This window comes from Pseudomonas sp. MYb2, assembly GCF_002979955.1.
Lineage (GTDB): Bacteria > Pseudomonadota > Gammaproteobacteria > Pseudomonadales > Pseudomonadaceae > Aquipseudomonas.
Genome location: NZ_PCQC01000029.1, coordinates 1 through 16650 on the forward strand (window position 1 = coordinate 1; position 16650 = coordinate 16650).

General features: G+C 58.2%; 12 protein-coding genes and 1 tRNA gene. 3 read left to right on the top strand and 10 right to left on the bottom strand.

Annotated features, from left to right (window positions below; genetic code table 11):
• Positions 1-300 precede the first annotated feature (300 nt).
• The 6 genes from CQ009_RS28400 to rpsU form a co-directional block, all read right to left on the bottom strand.
• Entirely contained in the window at positions 301-867 is a 567-nt protein-coding gene (locus CQ009_RS28400; RefSeq protein ID WP_105709366.1) for a PBECR2 nuclease fold domain-containing protein, read from the bottom strand.
• 249 nt (positions 868-1116) lie between these two features.
• Positions 1117-1193: transfer RNA gene (locus CQ009_RS28405), tRNA-Ile, on the bottom strand.
• A 15-nt stretch (positions 1194-1208) separates the two neighbouring features.
• Positions 1209-4955, bottom strand: a complete 3747-nt coding sequence (locus CQ009_RS28410; RefSeq protein WP_064390794.1) for a bifunctional diguanylate cyclase/phosphodiesterase — start codon at positions 4953-4955, stop codon at positions 1209-1211.
• A 126-nt stretch (positions 4956-5081) separates the two neighbouring features.
• Entirely contained in the window at positions 5082-6926 is a 1845-nt protein-coding gene (gene rpoD, locus CQ009_RS28415; protein WP_064390793.1) for an RNA polymerase sigma factor RpoD, read from the bottom strand.
• A gap of 67 nt (positions 6927-6993) precedes the next feature.
• On the bottom strand, positions 6994-8958 hold the full coding sequence (gene dnaG / locus CQ009_RS28420; RefSeq protein WP_064390792.1) for a DNA primase: 1965 nt from the start codon (positions 8956-8958) through the stop codon (positions 6994-6996).
• Positions 8959-9443: 485 nt separating this feature from the next.
• Positions 9444-9659, bottom strand: coding sequence for a 30S ribosomal protein S21 (rpsU, locus tag CQ009_RS28425; RefSeq protein WP_002551877.1), 216 nt, complete (start codon positions 9657-9659; stop codon positions 9444-9446).
• 199 nt (positions 9660-9858) lie between these two features.
• On the opposite strand from rpsU, the gene tsaD reads away from it, so the two are divergent.
• Positions 9859-10884, top strand: a complete 1026-nt coding sequence (gene tsaD / locus CQ009_RS28430) for a tRNA (adenosine(37)-N6)-threonylcarbamoyltransferase complex transferase subunit TsaD (RefSeq protein ID WP_034155077.1) — start codon at positions 9859-9861, stop codon at positions 10882-10884.
• A 23-nt stretch (positions 10885-10907) separates the two neighbouring features.
• Here tsaD and plsY read toward each other — a convergent pair whose 3' ends face one another.
• Positions 10908-11477, bottom strand: coding sequence for a glycerol-3-phosphate 1-O-acyltransferase PlsY (gene plsY / locus CQ009_RS28435; RefSeq protein ID WP_064390790.1), 570 nt, complete (start codon positions 11475-11477; stop codon positions 10908-10910).
• A 74-nt stretch (positions 11478-11551) separates the two neighbouring features.
• On the opposite strand from plsY, the gene folB reads away from it, so the two are divergent.
• Positions 11552-11908, top strand: coding sequence for a dihydroneopterin aldolase (gene folB / locus CQ009_RS28440; RefSeq protein ID WP_064390789.1), 357 nt, complete (start codon positions 11552-11554; stop codon positions 11906-11908).
• Entirely contained in the window at positions 11899-12414 is a 516-nt protein-coding gene (gene folK / locus CQ009_RS28445) for a 2-amino-4-hydroxy-6-hydroxymethyldihydropteridine diphosphokinase (protein ID WP_105709367.1), read from the top strand. The genes folB and folK overlap by 10 nt, the downstream gene beginning before the upstream one ends.
• 91 nt (positions 12415-12505) lie before the next feature.
• Here the strand turns inward: folK and CQ009_RS28450 are convergent, their stop codons facing one another.
• The 3 genes from CQ009_RS28450 to CQ009_RS28460 all read right to left on the bottom strand — a co-directional run bounded on the left by CQ009_RS28450 (position 12506) and on the right by CQ009_RS28460 (position 16623).
• Positions 12506-13729: a multifunctional CCA addition/repair protein gene (locus tag CQ009_RS28450; protein WP_105709368.1), complete on the bottom strand. Its 1224-nt coding sequence runs from the start codon at positions 13727-13729 to the stop codon at positions 12506-12508.
• A 63-nt stretch (positions 13730-13792) separates the two neighbouring features.
• Positions 13793-15355 (bottom strand): SpoVR family protein, encoded by a 1563-nt coding sequence (locus CQ009_RS28455; RefSeq protein ID WP_064390786.1) that lies wholly within the window; start codon positions 15353-15355, stop codon positions 13793-13795.
• A complete protein-coding gene (locus tag CQ009_RS28460) occupies positions 15352-16623 on the bottom strand; it encodes a YeaH/YhbH family protein (protein WP_007910114.1) in 1272 nt (423 codons plus the stop codon). Before CQ009_RS28460 ends, CQ009_RS28455 begins: the two co-directional genes overlap by 4 nt.
• Positions 16624-16650 lie beyond the last annotated feature (27 nt).

The window sequence follows — 16650 nt, forward strand, 5'->3', positions numbered from 1 at the left end:
GGGGGCGGTTCCATGGTGTGTGGGGGGGGCGATGAGTTGTGCATGTTACAGGCACTACGAGCGACACGTTGCGGGTGATGTTGGGGCGGTTCACCCAAGCGTCGACGCTATCGTTGCGCTGAAACAAACCATCGGATATTTGATTTGACTTGCCTGGCCTATTTATCAAGAATGCCAGCAAGAGCGCGAAATCTGCTGCCTTGCAGGGCATTAGCGGACGTAGGTACCTCGGCGATGCTGCAACATCGGTGTAAGGTGAGACCTCTTCATCCCATTTCCTGAGGATGCAAATATCAGGATTCAAACATCAAGGGCAGCCAAATGGCTGCCCTTTTCTTTGTCTTCAAGAATGTACCGCTTGTACAAAAGCTCGCCTTGGCGGTGTCTGTTCATTGCTCTGGCCGGAGCGTGCATGAAGTTCCAGAGGACATGCCCGTTTCGCACATCGACCACGACAAGCATGTCGTTTTTTGCCTCATAGGCATTGATGAATGCCATTCGGTAACCACCATTATCGTAAAGGACTTTCCAGACTTCGAAAGGTCCCGCGAGCGTATCGATGGCATGTCGAACATAGCGTTCTCGGGAGTCTGGGCGTTTCTCAACGATGTGGGCCAGTTTGTCGCGCATGACTGCAACGTTTCCAATGGGTGTGAGAATAGTAACGGCCAAAACGGACTCGACGATGAAGCCGAAGTGATCGAAGAGGATTTTGAGGGCGCCCTCTGTGTCTTCAGCCCTTTTTACTTCTTCTATTGCGGCTGACCGAAGTTCTCTGGATAGCGTTCTCAGATCGGGTAACGCAAGATCGATCCAGGTTTGTTGGTCGGCCGCTTCTTTTATCAATGGCGCAGTATTCACCAGCATGAAAACAATCCTGAACGAGCGGTGGCGTCCGGAGATTACTCGTCTGGAGAAAAGGTCAACAAGGCAGGAGAGTGGGAGAAAACATAGGTTAGGAACATTCCTACAGACCTTGCGGCTGTATTCCTCGAAACGCGCTTCGGAACTTGCCTACAGCCTTCGGGGAAGTCTTCCGAACATTGCGCTCGCCAAGACATCGATACCTAATCCATCGCCCAAGAAAAAGCCGCGCATTTAGCGCGGCTTTCAATTTGGTGGGCCCACACGGACTTGAACCGTGGACCAAAGGATTATGAGTCCTCTGCTCTAACCAACTGAGCTATAGGCCCTCAGTAGGCCGCGGATTATAGCGACGGTTTCTCGGCTGTGCTATCCGAATAATCCGATACGGTTACACGCAGAAACGTTGCCGCGAATTCTTCCGGGGGCAGTGGCAGGCTGACGATGTAGCCCTGGATCTGTTCGCAGCCTTCGGCAGCGAGAAATTGTTGTTGTGCCTGGGTCTCTACGCCCTCGGCAATCACGGTGAATTGCATGCTGCGACCAAGGGCGATGATGGCTCGGACAATCGCTGCATCGTGGGGGTCGTCGGGCAGTCCGCGGACGAACGACTGGTCGATCTTGAGGATATCCAGTGGCAGGCGCTTGAGGTAACTGAGTGAGGAATAGCCGGTGCCGAAGTCGTCGATCGCCAGTTGTACGCCGAGATGTTTGAGTTGGTGCAGCACGGCCAGCGCCTCTTCGGCCTGACTCATGATGAAATTCTCGGTAATTTCCAGTTGCAGTAAATCCGGCTGCAGGCCGTTGTCGTTGAGCAGTTGTTCGATGCGTCCGAGCAGATTGGGCTGGCGCAACTGCGCGCCGGCGAGGTTGACTGAGAGCGGGCCGAGGCTGTCGTAGACCTGATTCCACTCGAACATCTGCCGGCACGCGGTCTCCAGCACCCAGTCGCCGATCTGCAGGATCATGCCGTTTTCTTCGGCCAGCGGAATGAAGTGCTCTGGCGGTACGTCGCCAAAGGTCGGGTGGCGCCAGCGAATCAATGCTTCGGCACCAACCAGGCGGTGATCCTCCAGACTGATTTTTGGTTGGTAGTAGAGAAACAATTCATCGCGCTCGATGGCTCGGCGCAGTTCGTGTTCAAGCGCCACGCGCTCGCTCGCTTGGGCAGTGAGGTCGCGGGTGTAACTCTCGACGCGGTTGCGGCCCTTGGCCTTGGAGCGGTACATCGCCGCGTCGGCGTTTTTTACCAATGTGGCGACGTCACAGCCATCGTGCGGGTAGAGGCTGGTGCCGATGCTGGCACTGATGAAGAACTCATGCTCGCCAGCCTGGAACGGCGCACCGAAGCAATTGAGCAGTTTGCTGGCGATGTTGTCGGCGTCGCTGGCCTGTTGCAGGCCGGGCAGCAGGATGATGAATTCATCGCCGCCCAGCCGCGCCACCGTGTCGATGTCGCGCAACTGTTCTTTCAAACGCACGGCAATGCCCTTGAGCAGCAGGTCGCCGACCGGGTGACCAAGGCTGTCGTTGATGTGTTTGAAGCGATCGAGGTCGAGGAACAGCACGGCGCCCTGGCCGCCGTTTTCCTGCTGATTGTTGAGTGCAGTGAGCAAACGGCTTTCGAACAGCGTGCGATTGGGCAGGCCGGTCAGCGGGTCATGGTGCGCCTGATAGTCGAGTTTGGCCTGCGCATGTTTGAGGCTGGAAATGTCGGCAAACACTGCGACGAAGTGGGTGATGAATTTGTCACGATTACGCACGGCGCTGATGGTCAGCCAACTCGGGTACAGCTCGCCGTTCTTGCGCCGATTGGAGATCTCGCCTTGCCAGTGTCCTTCGTCGGTCAACTGGTGCCACATCGCCGCATAAAAAGCGCTGTCGTGCAGGCCGGAAGCGAGCAAGCGCGGTGTATGACCGAGGGCTTCGCTCTCGCTGTAGCCGGTGATCTCGGTAAAGGCACGGTTGACCGCGCTGATGTGCTGCTGAGTATCGGTGATCAACACACCTTCGGCGGTGCTCTCGAATACGGTCGCGGCTTGCTGCAGTTTTTCCTGCATCAGATGACGCTCGGTGATGTCACGGGCGATGGTCAGCATGCAGTCTTCTTCGCCGATCGGCAGCGGACGGCTGGAGACTTCGCAGAGGCGAATCTGCCCGTCGCTGCGGCGGATATGGCAGGTGAAGTCGCGGACGAAACCATCCCGGTGCAACAGATCGAGCATCTGTTTGCGTTCGTTGAGGTTGACCCAGATCCCCAGGTCCAGCGCCGAACGATCTACCGACATCGCACTGTTGAAGCCGGTGATGCGGCTGAAACCTTCGTTGACCTCCAGCAGCAAACCATCGCTCTGGCGCGACAGCAACAAACCGTCCGGTGAGGCGTGGAAGGCCTTGGCGAACTTCTCTTCGGAGGTTTGCAGCTGTTGTTGGGTTTCCTTGAGCTGGGTGATGTCGCGCACCACGACCACCAATGCGGGCGTGGTGTCGAGGTCGAATGGCTCGGCGGAAATCAGGCCGGTGAACAACTGGCCGTTGTTGCGGCGAAAGGGCAGTTCCAGATTGCGGATGCTGCCAGCCTGCAAGCGCTGCAACAGCCCTGGCCCGACACCGGGGATGCCCCAGATATTCAGGTCAGTGGCGGTTTGACCAATGACTTCTTCGGCTTTCAGGCCGATCTGCTCTTCAAACGCTTCGTTGACCTCCAGCAGACAACCGTCAGACAGGCGCGCGATGACCAGGATGTCCGGACATTGCTGGAACACCGAAGCAAACTTCTGCTCGGACAGCCGCAGCGCTTCTTCGGTACGCTTGATTTCGCTGATATCGATCATCAGGCCGCGCATCACCGGTTCGTGGCCATGTTCGATCAGGCTGACGATGTCGCGCACCCAAAGGCAGCGGCCATCGGCGGTGATGACGCGATAATCGACGATGTGGTCGCGGCCTTCACGCAGGGCTTCTTTGCAATAACTCTGGGTGCGGGTCAGGTCGGCCGGATGAATGATGTTGTGCCAGAAGCCTGGAATCAGCCAATGGGATTGTGGGTAGCCGAGCAAGTCTTCGGCGTGGGGCGACACATAGCTGTAGGTGAAGTCGCTCATGCGCGCTTCCCAGGCGATGGCCGAAAGACTTTCCACCAGGCCGCGGTAGTGATATTCGCTGCTGCGCAGCTCCTGTTCGAGGTCGATTCGACGGGCGATTTCCGAACTCAGGCGGCGGTTGATGCGGATCACCACGGCCAGGATGGTGATCAGCAATAACAGCCCCGGCAGGCCGTAGATCAGCAGGTCTGACCAGAATGTCCGGTGATCGAGGACGTTGCCGACCCAGTGTTCCTGAATACTGCTGATTTCGTCCGGGCTCATGTCGGCGAGGACTTTGTCGAGAATCCCCACCAGCACCTTGTTGTCGCGGGGCACGGCCATCGCCAATTGGTAGCGATAGGGTGTTTCGCCGCTGACGTACAAACCGTCGAGCTTGAGCTGGCGCAGGCTCCAGACGCTGGAAGCGAGGTCGCCGACCACCGCGTCGACCTCGTCGGTGGCCAGGGCCTGCAAGGCTGAGCTGACATTCGGCATGGCCACCAGATTCAGATCCGGGTGGTGAGTGCGCAAGAGCTCATGCGGTGCGTAGTTTTCCACTACGGCGATTTTCAGGCCGTACAGGTCGTCGAGTTTGCGCGGTTGCGCACCTCCGACGTGGGCGAGGATCACAATCGGGAAGTCGAGGTAAGGCCGGGTGAATGAGAGATAGGTCTGGCGTTCCGGGGTCGACATGATTCCCGGCAGCAGGTCGATCTTGCCTTGTTTGACCTGCTCCAGCACTACTGTCCAGCTCACCGGTTCGATGGGTGTCAATTTGATAGCGAGGCGTTGACGAATAACGTCGATATAGTCGGCCGCCAAGCCTTGATAACGGTTCTGGTCGTCGCGGTACTCGAACGGCGGCCACGACGCATCGACACCCAGATGCAAATCCGGGTGAGCCGCCAGCCAGCTACGTTCTTCATCGGTCAGAGTCAGCGCGTCAGCCGTTGCGGTCCAGATCATCAGTGACAGCAAAAAAAGCACGGACGCCAGTCTGGGCATAACGCTCTCGTTATGGCTCGGGGATGATTGTTTCGAGTGTAGACGGGGTATGCGGGGGAGGGGGGATGCGCGGGATTTAATCTGCCATATAAACAAAACCCCCGGCCTGGGCCGGGGGTTCTGGTATCACTCGTCGAGGAAGGAGCGCAGATGCTCGCTTCGCGTCGGGTGGCGCAGCTTGCGCAGCGCCTTGGCTTCGATCTGACGGATCCGCTCACGCGTTACGTCAAACTGTTTGCCCACTTCTTCGAGTGTGTGGTCGGTGTTCATGTCGATACCGAAACGCATGCGCAGTACTTTGGCTTCACGGGCAGTGAGGCCGGACAGCACTTCGCGAGTCGCTTCTTTGAGGCTCTCAACAGTGGCGACATCGATTGGCGACTGCATGGTCGAGTCTTCGATGAAGTCACCCAGATGGGAGTCTTCGTCATCACCGATCGGCGTTTCCATGGAGATCGGCTCTTTAGCGATCTTCAATACCTTGCGGATTTTATCCTCAGGCATTTCCATGCGTTCGCCCAGCTCTTCCGGAGTCGGTTCGCGACCCATTTCCTGCAACATCTGCCGGGAAATACGGTTGAGCTTGTTGATCGTCTCGATCATGTGCACCGGAATACGGATGGTGCGGGCCTGGTCGGCGATCGAGCGAGTGATCGCCTGACGGATCCACCAGGTGGCATAAGTCGAGAACTTGTAACCACGACGGTATTCGAACTTGTCTACCGCTTTCATCAGACCGATGTTGCCTTCCTGGATCAGATCGAGGAACTGCAGGCCACGGTTGGTGTACTTCTTGGCGATCGAGATCACCAGACGCAAGTTGGCTTCAACCATCTCTTTCTTCGCGCGGCGGGCCTTGGCCTCACCGATCGACATGCGACGGTTGATGTCCTTGATTTCAGCGATGGTCAGACCGGTCTCGGTTTCCAGCGCAATCAGCTTCTGCTGGCAACGAAGGATATCCGGCTGCACGCGACCGATGGCTTCGGCGTACTTGCTCTTGCCTTTGGCCAGAGCGTCGGACCAGCTTTCGTCAACTTCATTGCCCGGGAACTGACGCAGGAAATCGGCGCGTGGCATACGTGCATCACGTACACACAGTTGCATGATCGCGCGCTCTTGCTGACGCAGACGATCCAGGGCGCCGCGAACACGCTCGACCAAACCTTCGAATTGCTTCGGTACCAGTTTGATCGGCATGAACAACTCGGCCAGAGCCAACAATTCGGCAATCGCTGCCTTGTTGTTGCGACCGTGTTTTTTCAGCGCCTTGCGGGTGACTTCCATCTGATCAGCCACGGCGCCGAAGCGCTGGGCAGCGATGACCGGATCCGGACCGCTTTCGGCTTCTTCTTCGTCATCGGAAGATTCGGCTTCATCGTCGTCGGTTTCGTCGTCGGCTTTCGCTGCTTTCGCTTCGACAGGCGGCGGCACTTCGGCAGGCGGCGCGATGCCGTCGTCCGGGTCGATATAACCGCTCAGGACGTCGGACAGGCGACCACCTTCGGTGGTGACGCGGGTGTACTCGGAGAGAATGTGGTCAACCGTGCCAGGGAAGTGCGCGATTGCGCTCATCACTTCACGAATGCCCTCTTCGATCCGCTTGGCGATTTCGATTTCGCCTTCACGAGTCAGAAGCTCGACCGTACCCATTTCACGCATGTACATGCGCACTGGGTCAGTGGTGCGACCGATATCGGTCTCCACCGCTGCCAACGCAGCGGCTGCTTCTTCCGCAGCGGCCTCGTCGGTATCGGCGTCGGCCAACATAAGGGCGTCCGCATCCGGAGCACTCTCGTGTACGGGGATCCCCATGTCGTTAATCATGCGGATGATGTCTTCCACCTGCTCAGGATCTGAAATATCCTCGGGCAGGTGGTCGTTGACCTCGGCGTAAGTCAGATACTTCTGCTCACGACCCAGTTTGATCAACTCAATAATACGAGACTGCTGTTGCGCTTTTCCGGACATAACACCCTATCCACTGAAGGTCTTGGCGGGCAAAAAACAAGCCGAGGATTATACCTGAGCTATGACCTCACGCGCCAGTTGAGGTCGGGTTTGATGCGGAAACATTGCGACTAAGAAGGTCGCGCAGTTGATTTTTCTCTTCAATACTCAGTTCGCTTTGACGGGCTTTCCTGAGTAACTGTTCAAGATTTCGCTCGCGTTGGCGGGCTGACAAGCTAGTAATGGTGTCGAAAAACTGTTGTTCAAGGTTATCTCCGTCAATCAACCACTCCTTTTCTGCCAGTGCCTTGAGCAAGCGTCCCTGTTCAGTGCCGTGCCATCGCGCGATCAACTGAAATGAGTTTAGCTTGGGATTCTTCTGTACGGCTTCGAGCAGCGCCACAAGTAGTTGGGCGTTGGTCTGATTTTCGTCGGCAATGTGCCCGGCATCTTCGACGCGCTCGGCCAATTGCGGGTGATGAAGCAGTGTGCGCAGGGCGGTCAAGGTCGGCGACTCGACGCCAATCGGCGTACGTGGGCGTTGCTGGTCGCGATCACCGCCACGCTTGCCGTTCTTGTCCCAGGGCTTCTTGTCCCATTTCTTGCCGCCAGCGCCGGGTTTCTTCGGCGTCCATTCCTGCTGCGGCACATACATGTCCTGTGCCTGCGGCTGATGGTAGTCGCTGTAGTCCGGCATTGCGTCGTAATCGATGCCCGGATCGTAGGCGGGCGGCGCTTCCTGCGGCGCATTTTGTGCCAGCTGACTGACGGTTTCGCTGCTCAGGCCGGTAATTTCGGTCAGGCGCTGACGCATCAGGATGCGCAGGTTGGCGCCCGGCACTTTGTCGATCAACGGCGCCGCGAGGGTGGCCATGTGGGCCTTGCCCTCGAGCGAGCGGGGGTCGGCTTCTTCGGTCAGTTGCTGGAAGAAATAGTCCGCCAGCGGCTGAGCGTGTTGATTGATTCGCGCCTTGAACGCGTCAGTGCCTTCGGCGCGTACCAAGGTGTCCGGGTCTTCGCCTTCGGGCAGAAACAGGAAGCGTGCACGACGCCCGTCCTGCAGGCTCGACAGCGTTGCTTCCAGTGCGCGCCAGGCGGCGTTACGGCCGGCCTGGTCGCCGTCGAAACAGAACAAAACGTTCGGCACGACGCGGAACAGGCGTTTCAAGTGTTCTTCGCTGGTCGCGGTGCCCAGCGTCGCGACGGCATTTTTCAGGCCTTGTTGGGCGAGGGCGATGACGTCCATATAACCTTCGACGACAATGATTTCGTCGAGGTTGCGGTTGTTCTTGCGCGCTTCATAAAGGCCGTAGAGCTCCTGGCCTTTATGGAATACCGGGGTTTCCGGTGAGTTCAGGTACTTCGGCTTGTCGTCGCCGAGTACGCGACCGCCGAAAGCGATGATCCGCCCACGGGTGTCGCGGATCGGGAACATCACGCGATCGCGGAAGCGGTCATAGCGTTTGCCGGTTTCGGCGTTCTCGATCAGCAGGCCGGCGTCGATCATGGCTTTTTGCTGCAAAGTGTCGCTGCTCAAGTGCTTGAACAGGTTGTCCCAGCCCGGTGGCGCAAAGCCGAGGCCGAAATCCCGGGCGATCTCGCCAGTCAGTCCGCGGCCTTTGAGGTAATCCACGGCTGCCTTGCGGGCGGGATGGCTCTTGAGCGCCTGCTTGTAAAAATCCGCAGCAGCGGTGAGCAACGGGTATAGCGGCGAATCGGTCGGTTGCCGTGGCTTGCGCTCGCGGCCACTTTCTTCGCGGGGGATTTCCATGCCGGCGGCTTTCGCCAGATCCTCGACAGCCTGGGGGAAATCCAGGTTGTCGTGGTCCATGAGAAAGCCGAGGGCATTGCCGCCGGCGCCGCAGCCGAAGCAGTAATAGAACTGCTTGTCGGGGCTGACGCTGAAGGACGGGGTTTTCTCTTTGTGAAACGGGCAGCAGGCGGTGTAGTTCTTGCCGGCCTTCTTCAATTGCACGCGCGAGCTGACCACGTCGACGATGTCGGTGCGGTTCAGCAGGTCGTCAATGAAGCTCTGGGGTATCAGCCCGGCCATGGCATTCTCGTCGTCTGCGCTGCAATAAGTCCGATGCGAAAGGCTGGCGGACGCGGGTCATTATAGGAAGCACGCAAAATGTGCGGCTCGACCGGTGTCGTCTGCGTAATCGCTGTCGGGAAGTGTATCTGCCGAAAATCCACTGACGTTAGTAGCCATCAGTCTTCGACTATTTGAAAGTGTTGCGCTGAATCCGCTGGCGGCCGGTAAAGGGCCTCGGATAGCTCAATAAAGCGGGCACGCATGCAGGTGCCTTGGGCTGATCGTCGTAAGAGGAATCAGTGGGTGTGCTCGTCAGTAGCCTTGAAAGGCTCGTCAGAAAAGACGTGCACCGCTGGCAAAAGAGCCAGGTCTGACGCGTGAAGCAGATTTGTCTCGGTCGCGTGTGCGGCTTCGACGGTGAAGCATCAAGCGTTTTACGCAAATGCCATTAGCCCGGCTGAGAGCCGGGCTTAGGCAAGAAGCTTGCTACGAACGTCTGTGTATTAGTACAGACGAACGGCGCGGCGCTGTTCGCGCTGAACTTTCTTGGCGTGACGCTTAACAGCGGCTGCTGCTTTGCGCTTACGCTCAGAAGTTGGCTTCTCGTAAAATTCGCGGCTACGAACTTCAGCCAGTACACCGGCTTTTTCGCAGGAGCGCTTGAAACGACGCAGAGCTACGTCGAAGGGTTCGTTCTCTTTAACTTTGACGGCTGGCATCCAGAGCTACCTTCATTCATTACCGGGGTCAACATCCTCGCGGCAAAAGAGCACTTGAAGACGTCGGTTTTTAAGGGTTGCGGATGTTAACCCCTCATCGCTCGGAATGCAAAGCCTCTGATCGAAAACCGCTGGTCGGGGCATCACGCGGCGACTAGAATGCGCGCCTTCGAATTCAGCCTAAACAAGGCGCAAACCCATGCTAGTACTGGGATTAGAAACCTCCTGCGACGAAACCGGCGTCGCATTATATGACAGTGAGCGCGGCCTGCTGGCCGACGCACTGTTCAGTCAGATCGACCTGCACCGCGCCTATGGCGGTGTGGTGCCGGAGCTCGCCTCGCGTGACCACGTCAAACGCATGCTGCCCTTGATTCGTCAGGTGTTGGCTGAGGCCGACTGCGTGCCGACCGAGATCGATGCAATCGCCTACACCGCGGGTCCTGGCCTGGTTGGCGCGTTGTTGGTCGGTGCTTCCTGCGCTCAGGCGCTGGCGTTTGCCTGGGGTATTCCGGCACTCGGTGTGCACCACATGGAAGGGCATTTGCTCGCGCCGATGCTCGAGCCAAAACCGCCGGAATTCCCGTTCGTCGCTTTGTTGGTCTCCGGTGGTCATACACAGCTGGTTCAGGTCGATGGCATCGGCCAATACAGTCTGCTCGGCGAGACCCTCGACGATGCCGCCGGCGAAGCGTTCGATAAAACCGCGAAGATGATGGGCCTCAATTATCCGGGCGGACCGGAAATCGCCAAGTTGGCGGAGAAGGGCGTTGCAGGACGTTTCACCTTTCCGCGTCCGATGTGCGATCGCCCGGGCCTGCAATTCAGCTTCAGCGGTCTGAAAACCTCTGCGCTCAATGCCTGGCAGCAGTGCGTCAGCGCCGGGGACGACAATGAGCAAGCCCGTTGCGACATCGCGCTGGCGTTCCAGCAGGCCGTGGTGGAGACTTTGACCATCAAGTGCAAGCGTGCCCTGAAACAGGCCGGCATGAAGCGTCTGGTGATCGCTGGTGGCGTCAGCGCCAACAAGGCATTGCGGGTGTCGCTGGAGAAAATGCTCGGCGACATGAAGGGCGATGTATTTTATGCGCGTCCGGAGTTCTGCACCGACAACGGCGCGATGATCGCGTTTGCTGGTTGCCAGCGTTTGCAGGCCGGTCAGCAGGAAAGCCTGGCGATCAGCGTGCAGGCGCGCTGGCCGATGGAGCAGTTGTCGGCGTTGTGATGAGCGGCGCTCATGAGCTGTATTTAAAAATGCCGTTCGCGCCCGGCAAACAGGTCGCGTAGATTGCCGCGGTGGCGCCAGACGATCAGCAATGTCAGCGCGCTCATCGGCAACAGCGCCTCCGGTTCCTGCCAGGCGAGCAACGGCAGGGTCAGCGGCGTGGCGATCAGCGCCGCCAGTGAGCTGGTGCGGGTCAGGTAGAACGTCAGCAGCCAGGCGCAAACAGCCAGCAGCGCGGCGGGGGGATACAGGCCCAGCAGCATGCCGGCAGCGGTGGCGACGCCTTTGCCGCCACGAAAGCGAAAGTACAGCGGGAACAGGTGACCGATCACGGCGCACACGCCAATCCACGCCTGATCCTGCAGCGAAAGACCGACAGCCGAGGCGATCAGCACCGGCACCAGGCCTTTGCACAGATCACCCAGCAGGGTCAGGATCGCCAGTTTGCGACCGGCCAGGCGCAGCATGTTGGTGGCGCCGGCATTGCCCGAGCCACTCATTCGCGGATCCGGATTTCCGGTCAGGCGGCTGAGCAAAATGGCGAAGGACAGCGAGCCGAGCAGGTAGGCGAGAGTCGCCAGTAACCAAAACATGCTAACTATTCCGGGCGAGGACGCCCTGATTCTAACGGCGCATTGCGCCCTTGTCGTGCAGTGGAGAGAAGTGCTTGGACAGAGTGTTTATCGAGGGCCTGGAAGTCGACACTGTGATCGGTGCCTACGACTGGGAGCGCGGCATTCGACAGTGCTTGCGTCTTGATCTGAGCTTCGCTTGGGACAATCGCCCGGCCGCCGCCGGTGACGACCTGACCCTGGCGCTCGATTACGCCAGTGTTTCCACGCGGATTCAGGCTTTTGCCGAACAGGCTCAGTTTCAACTGGTCGAGACCTTCGCCGAGCGTTTGGTCGAAGTGCTGATGAGCGAATTCAAGATCACGTGGGTACGCCTGAAGCTGACCAAGCCCGGCGCCGTTCCAGCCGCCAAGGGTGGCGTGGGTGTGGAGATCGAGCGCGGATGTCGCTGACTCAGGTCTATCTCGGGCTCGGTAGCAATATCGAGCGCGAAACCCATTTGTGTGCAGGTCTCGATGCATTGGCGACGTTTCTGGTGGATATCCGCTGTTCGGCGGTGTTCGAGAGCGCGGCGGTGGGGATCAAGAGCGGGCCGTTCTTCAACTTCGTGGTGTCGGCGTATACCGATCTGCCGTTGATGGAGCTGGATCGCCGCTTGAAATTTATCGAGGCGGATAACGGACGTTACGCGCCGGATCGCAAGGGCCTGCCCCTGGATATCGACGTGCTGTTGTATGGTGATCAGGTGGGGAATTTCGACGGTCTGGTTTTGCCGCGTGCGGAAATTCTGAAAAATGCTTTTGTGTTGTGGCCGTTGTCGCTGATTGCGCCGGATCGGGTGCATCCGGGGGTGGGAAAAAGCTTCGCGACGTTGTGGGCAGAGGCGCAGATTGATCAGGTGCTGGCGCCGGTCCGGTTTGAGTGGCGCGGCAAGCAGCTCACGCCTGAGGACCTTTAAAAGCAAAAGATCGCAGCCTGCGGCAGCTCCTACATGGAAATCCAAATCTCTCTGTAGGAGCTGCCGAAGGCTGCGATCTTTTGATCTTGCTTCAAGCGTTGTCTTTGTACACTTTCAATGCCTTGAGCCGCTCACGCTTCAGCGCTTCGCCCAACTCAGGGCCCTTGAATCCCTTCTCCAGCAACGGCTGCACCGCGACCTCTCGCGCTGCCTTGGCCGCGCCACGCAAATAATCCGCCTGTGGATAACTTCTCTGCTCCAGCCCTTTACGGCCTCGGGCGTCCATTTCGCAGGCAGCGATGAACTCTTCAAACCTTTGCGGCCGGCGATACACGTCAAAGCTCTGCAACAACTCCAGTAGCGTAGATGCCTTCAACTCCAGGGCCCGGTGGCCATGGGTGTGGTACTTGCCAACCAGCAAGGCCAATTCCTGGCAATCCTTCGGCGCCTTGAAGCGTTCGTTGACCGCTTTGATCAGCTTCAATCCGGTGTGCTCATGGGCAATATGCCGAGGCCACTCTTCTTCCGGGGTCAGGCCTTTGCCGAGGTCATGCAGCAGACAAGCCCAGCGCACGGTCAGCGGTTGTTTGTGCAGCGCCGACTGCTCCAGCACGCTGAGTGTGTGCAGGCCGGTATCGATTTCCGGATGATGCGCTTCCGGTTGCGGCACGCCAAACAGCGCATCCACTTCCGGCATCAGCACTTTTAGCGCACCGCAGTCGCGCAGAACCTGAATGAACACCTGTGGCTGATCTTCCATCAGTGCGCGGGAGATTTCTTTCCAGCTGCGCTCAGCGGTCAATGCTTCCAGTTCGCCGGATTCGCTGAGTTGGCGCATCAGTTCGAGGGTTTCCGGTGCGACAGTAAAACCCAGCCCGGCATAGCGCGCGGCGAAGCGGGCAACACGCAGAACGCGGAGGGGATCTTCGGCAAACGCCGGGGAAACGTGGCGCAGGATTCGAGCTTCAAGATCGCGCTGGCCATCGTATGGATCGGTGAGATTCTGCTGATCGTCCTCGGCCATGGCATTGATGGTCAGGTCCCGACGAATCAGATCTTCTTCAAGAGTTACTTCGGGGCTGGCGTGAAAGGTGAAGCCGCCATAACCGCGACCGCTTTTGCGTTCAGTGCGGGCGAGGGCGTATTCCTCACCGCTTTTCGGGTGAAGAAAAACCGGGAAATCCGCACCGACCGGACGATAGCCCTTGGCGAGCATTTCTTGCGTGGTGGCGCCGACCACGACCCAATCGATGTCCGTGACCGGTTTGCCCAGCAAGCGATCTCGAACCGCGCCGCCAACCTTGAAAATCTGCATAAAAAACCTCCGTTAGCCCGACAGGATAACCCTTGCGCCGGACTTGCGGAGGCCAGAACCGTTTCAAAGATGAATGACGGCGAGGTCGAGCCGGCCGTAATCCCCTTCGCTGTGTTCACTGCGTGGCGGAACGTGATGGGTTTTCATGATCTGGTCGCCTTGCAGGGTTTCCAGGTGGATATCGAAGCCCCATAAGCGATGCAGATGTTTAAGCACCTCGTCAGTGGAATCTCCCAGCGGTTTGCGATCGTGTTGCTGGTGACGCAAGGTCAGCGAGCGATCGCCGCGCCGATCGATGCTGTAGATCTGTACGTTCGGTTCGCGGTTGCCGAGGTTGTACTGTGCCGCCAGGGTTTCGCGGATGATTCGATAACCGGGTTCGTCATGGATCGCCGGCACCAACAAGTCATCCTTTTGATCGTCATCCATAATGCTGAACAGCTTCAGATCACGGATTACCTTGGGTGACAGGTACTGCAGGATGAAGCTCTCATCCTTGAAGCTGCTCATGGCGAACTTGATGGTCGATAGCCAGTCCGTTCCGGCGATCTCCGGGAACCAGTGACGATCTTCCTCGGTAGGTTCTTCGCACATGCGCCGAATGTCGCGGTACATGGCAAAACCCAGTGCATAGGGGTTGATGCCGCTGTAGTACGGACTGTCGAAGCCAGGCTGGAACACCACGCTGGTGTGTGACGTCAGAAACTCCATCATGAAGCCGTCAGTGACCAGGCCTTCGTCGTACAGGTCGTTCATCAGGGTGTAGTGCCAGAACGTCGCCCAGCCCTCGTTCATCACCTGGGTCTGACGCTGTGGGTAAAAGTACTGGGCGATCTTGCGCACGATGCGCACGATCTCGCGCTGCCAAGGCTCCAGCAACGGCGCGTGCTTCTCGATGAAATAGAGGATGTTTTCCTGCGGCTCTGCCGGGAAACGTGCGTTGTCCTTGTCGCTGTATTTGTCCGCGCCTTTGGGAATGGTGCGCCACAGATCATTGATCTGCTTCTGCATGTGTTCTTCACGATCCTTCTGCCGCCGCCGTTCCTCCTCGGCGGAAATCGGATACGGGCGTTTGTAACGGTCGACGCCGTAGTTCATCAGTGCATGGCAGGAGTCGAGCAAGTCCTCCACGGCATCGATGCCATGGCGCTCCTCGCACTGCATGATGTACTGCTTGGCGAACACCAGGTAGTCGATGATCGAACTGGCATCCGTCCAAGTGCGGAACAGGTAATTACCCTTGAAGAAGCTGTTGTGGCCATAGCAGGCGTGAGCCACCACCAGCGCCTGCATGCAGATGGTGTTTTCTTCCATCAGATAGGCGATGCACGGGTCGGAGTTGATCACGATCTCGTAGGCCAGGCCCATTTGTCCGCGACTGTAGGATTTTTCGGTGCTGAGGAAGTGTTTGCCGTAGGACCAGTGGTGATAACCCAGCGGCATGCCCACCGACGCATAGGCGTCCATCATCTGCTCGGCGGTGATCACTTCGATCTGGTTGGGATAGGTGTCCAGCGCATAGCCGGCCGCGATACGGGCGATTTCGCGGTCGTAGGTCTGGATCAGCTCGAATGTCCATTCGGAGCCGGTGGAAATGGGTTGGCGCTTCTGCTCTTTGGCGGTCATGTCACTAACCTGCGCTGGAAGAGTTCACGGAAGACCGGATAGATATCCCCGGCCGAGACCAGTTGCTGCTGGGCAAATGTGTCAGAAAAGGCTTCGGCGATGCGTTCGTACTCGTACCACAAGGCCTGATGTTCACGCGGGGTGATCTCCACGTAAGTGTAGTACTGCACAAACGGCATGATCTGGTTGATCAGGATGTCACGGCAGATCGGCGAGTCGTCGTTCCAGTTGTCACCGTCGGAGGCCTGAGCCGCGTAGATGTTCCACTCGTTACTCGGATAGCGCTCGGCCATGATCTCCTGCATCAGCTTCAGCGCGCTGGAGACGATGGTGCCGCCGGTTTCCCGCGAATAGAAAAACTCCTCTTCGTCGACTTCCCGGGCGCTGGTGTGGTGGCGGATGAATACCACGTCGATCTTGTCGTAGTTCCGTTTCAGGAACAGGTACAACAGGATGAAAAAGCGTTTGGCAATGTCCTTGGTCGCCTGGGTCATGGACCCGGAAACGTCCATCAGGCAGAACATCACGGCTTTCGAGCTCGGGTTCGGTTGTTTGATCAGCAAGTTGTATTTCAGGTCGAACGTATCGAGGAACGGCACGCGATGGATGCGCGCGCTGAGCTTTTCGATTTCCGCCTCGAGTTCCTGAATATCGCCGAAATTGTCCGGCTCTTCGCGTCTTAGTCGCTCAAGTTCTTCTTTGACTTCGCGTAGCTTCGCCCGGCTGCTGCCGGACAGGGCGATGCGCCGCGCATGGGCGGAACGCAGGGTGCGGATGATATTGATCCGGGACGGGTTGCCTTCGTTACTGATCCCGGCGCGCACGGTTTTGAAGGTGTCGGTACCGCTCAGGTTGCGTTTGACCAGGTTCGGCAGTTCGAGGTCTTCGAACATGAATTCGAGGAATTCTTCCTGGGTGATCTGGAAGACGAACTCGTCCATGCCCTCGCCGGAATTACCGGCCTTGCCCGGACCGCGTCCGCCGCCACCGCCCGGTGGTCGGGCAATATGCTCGCCGGCGGTGAATTCCTTGTTGCCGGGGTGAACCACGGTCTGCTTGCCGCCGCGGCCGTGGTGAAGCACCGGTTCGTCGATGTCGCGACCGGGAATGCTGATTTGCTCGCCGTGTTCCATATCGGTAATGGAACGGCGGCTGACGGCCTCTTCGACAGCCTTTTTGATGTGATCACGGTAACGCCGCAGGAAACGCTGGCGGTTCACCGTGCTCTTGTTCTTGCCATTCAGACGTCGGTCGATCACATAACTCATAGGAAGCCCTCCGGGCAGCTTCAAGTT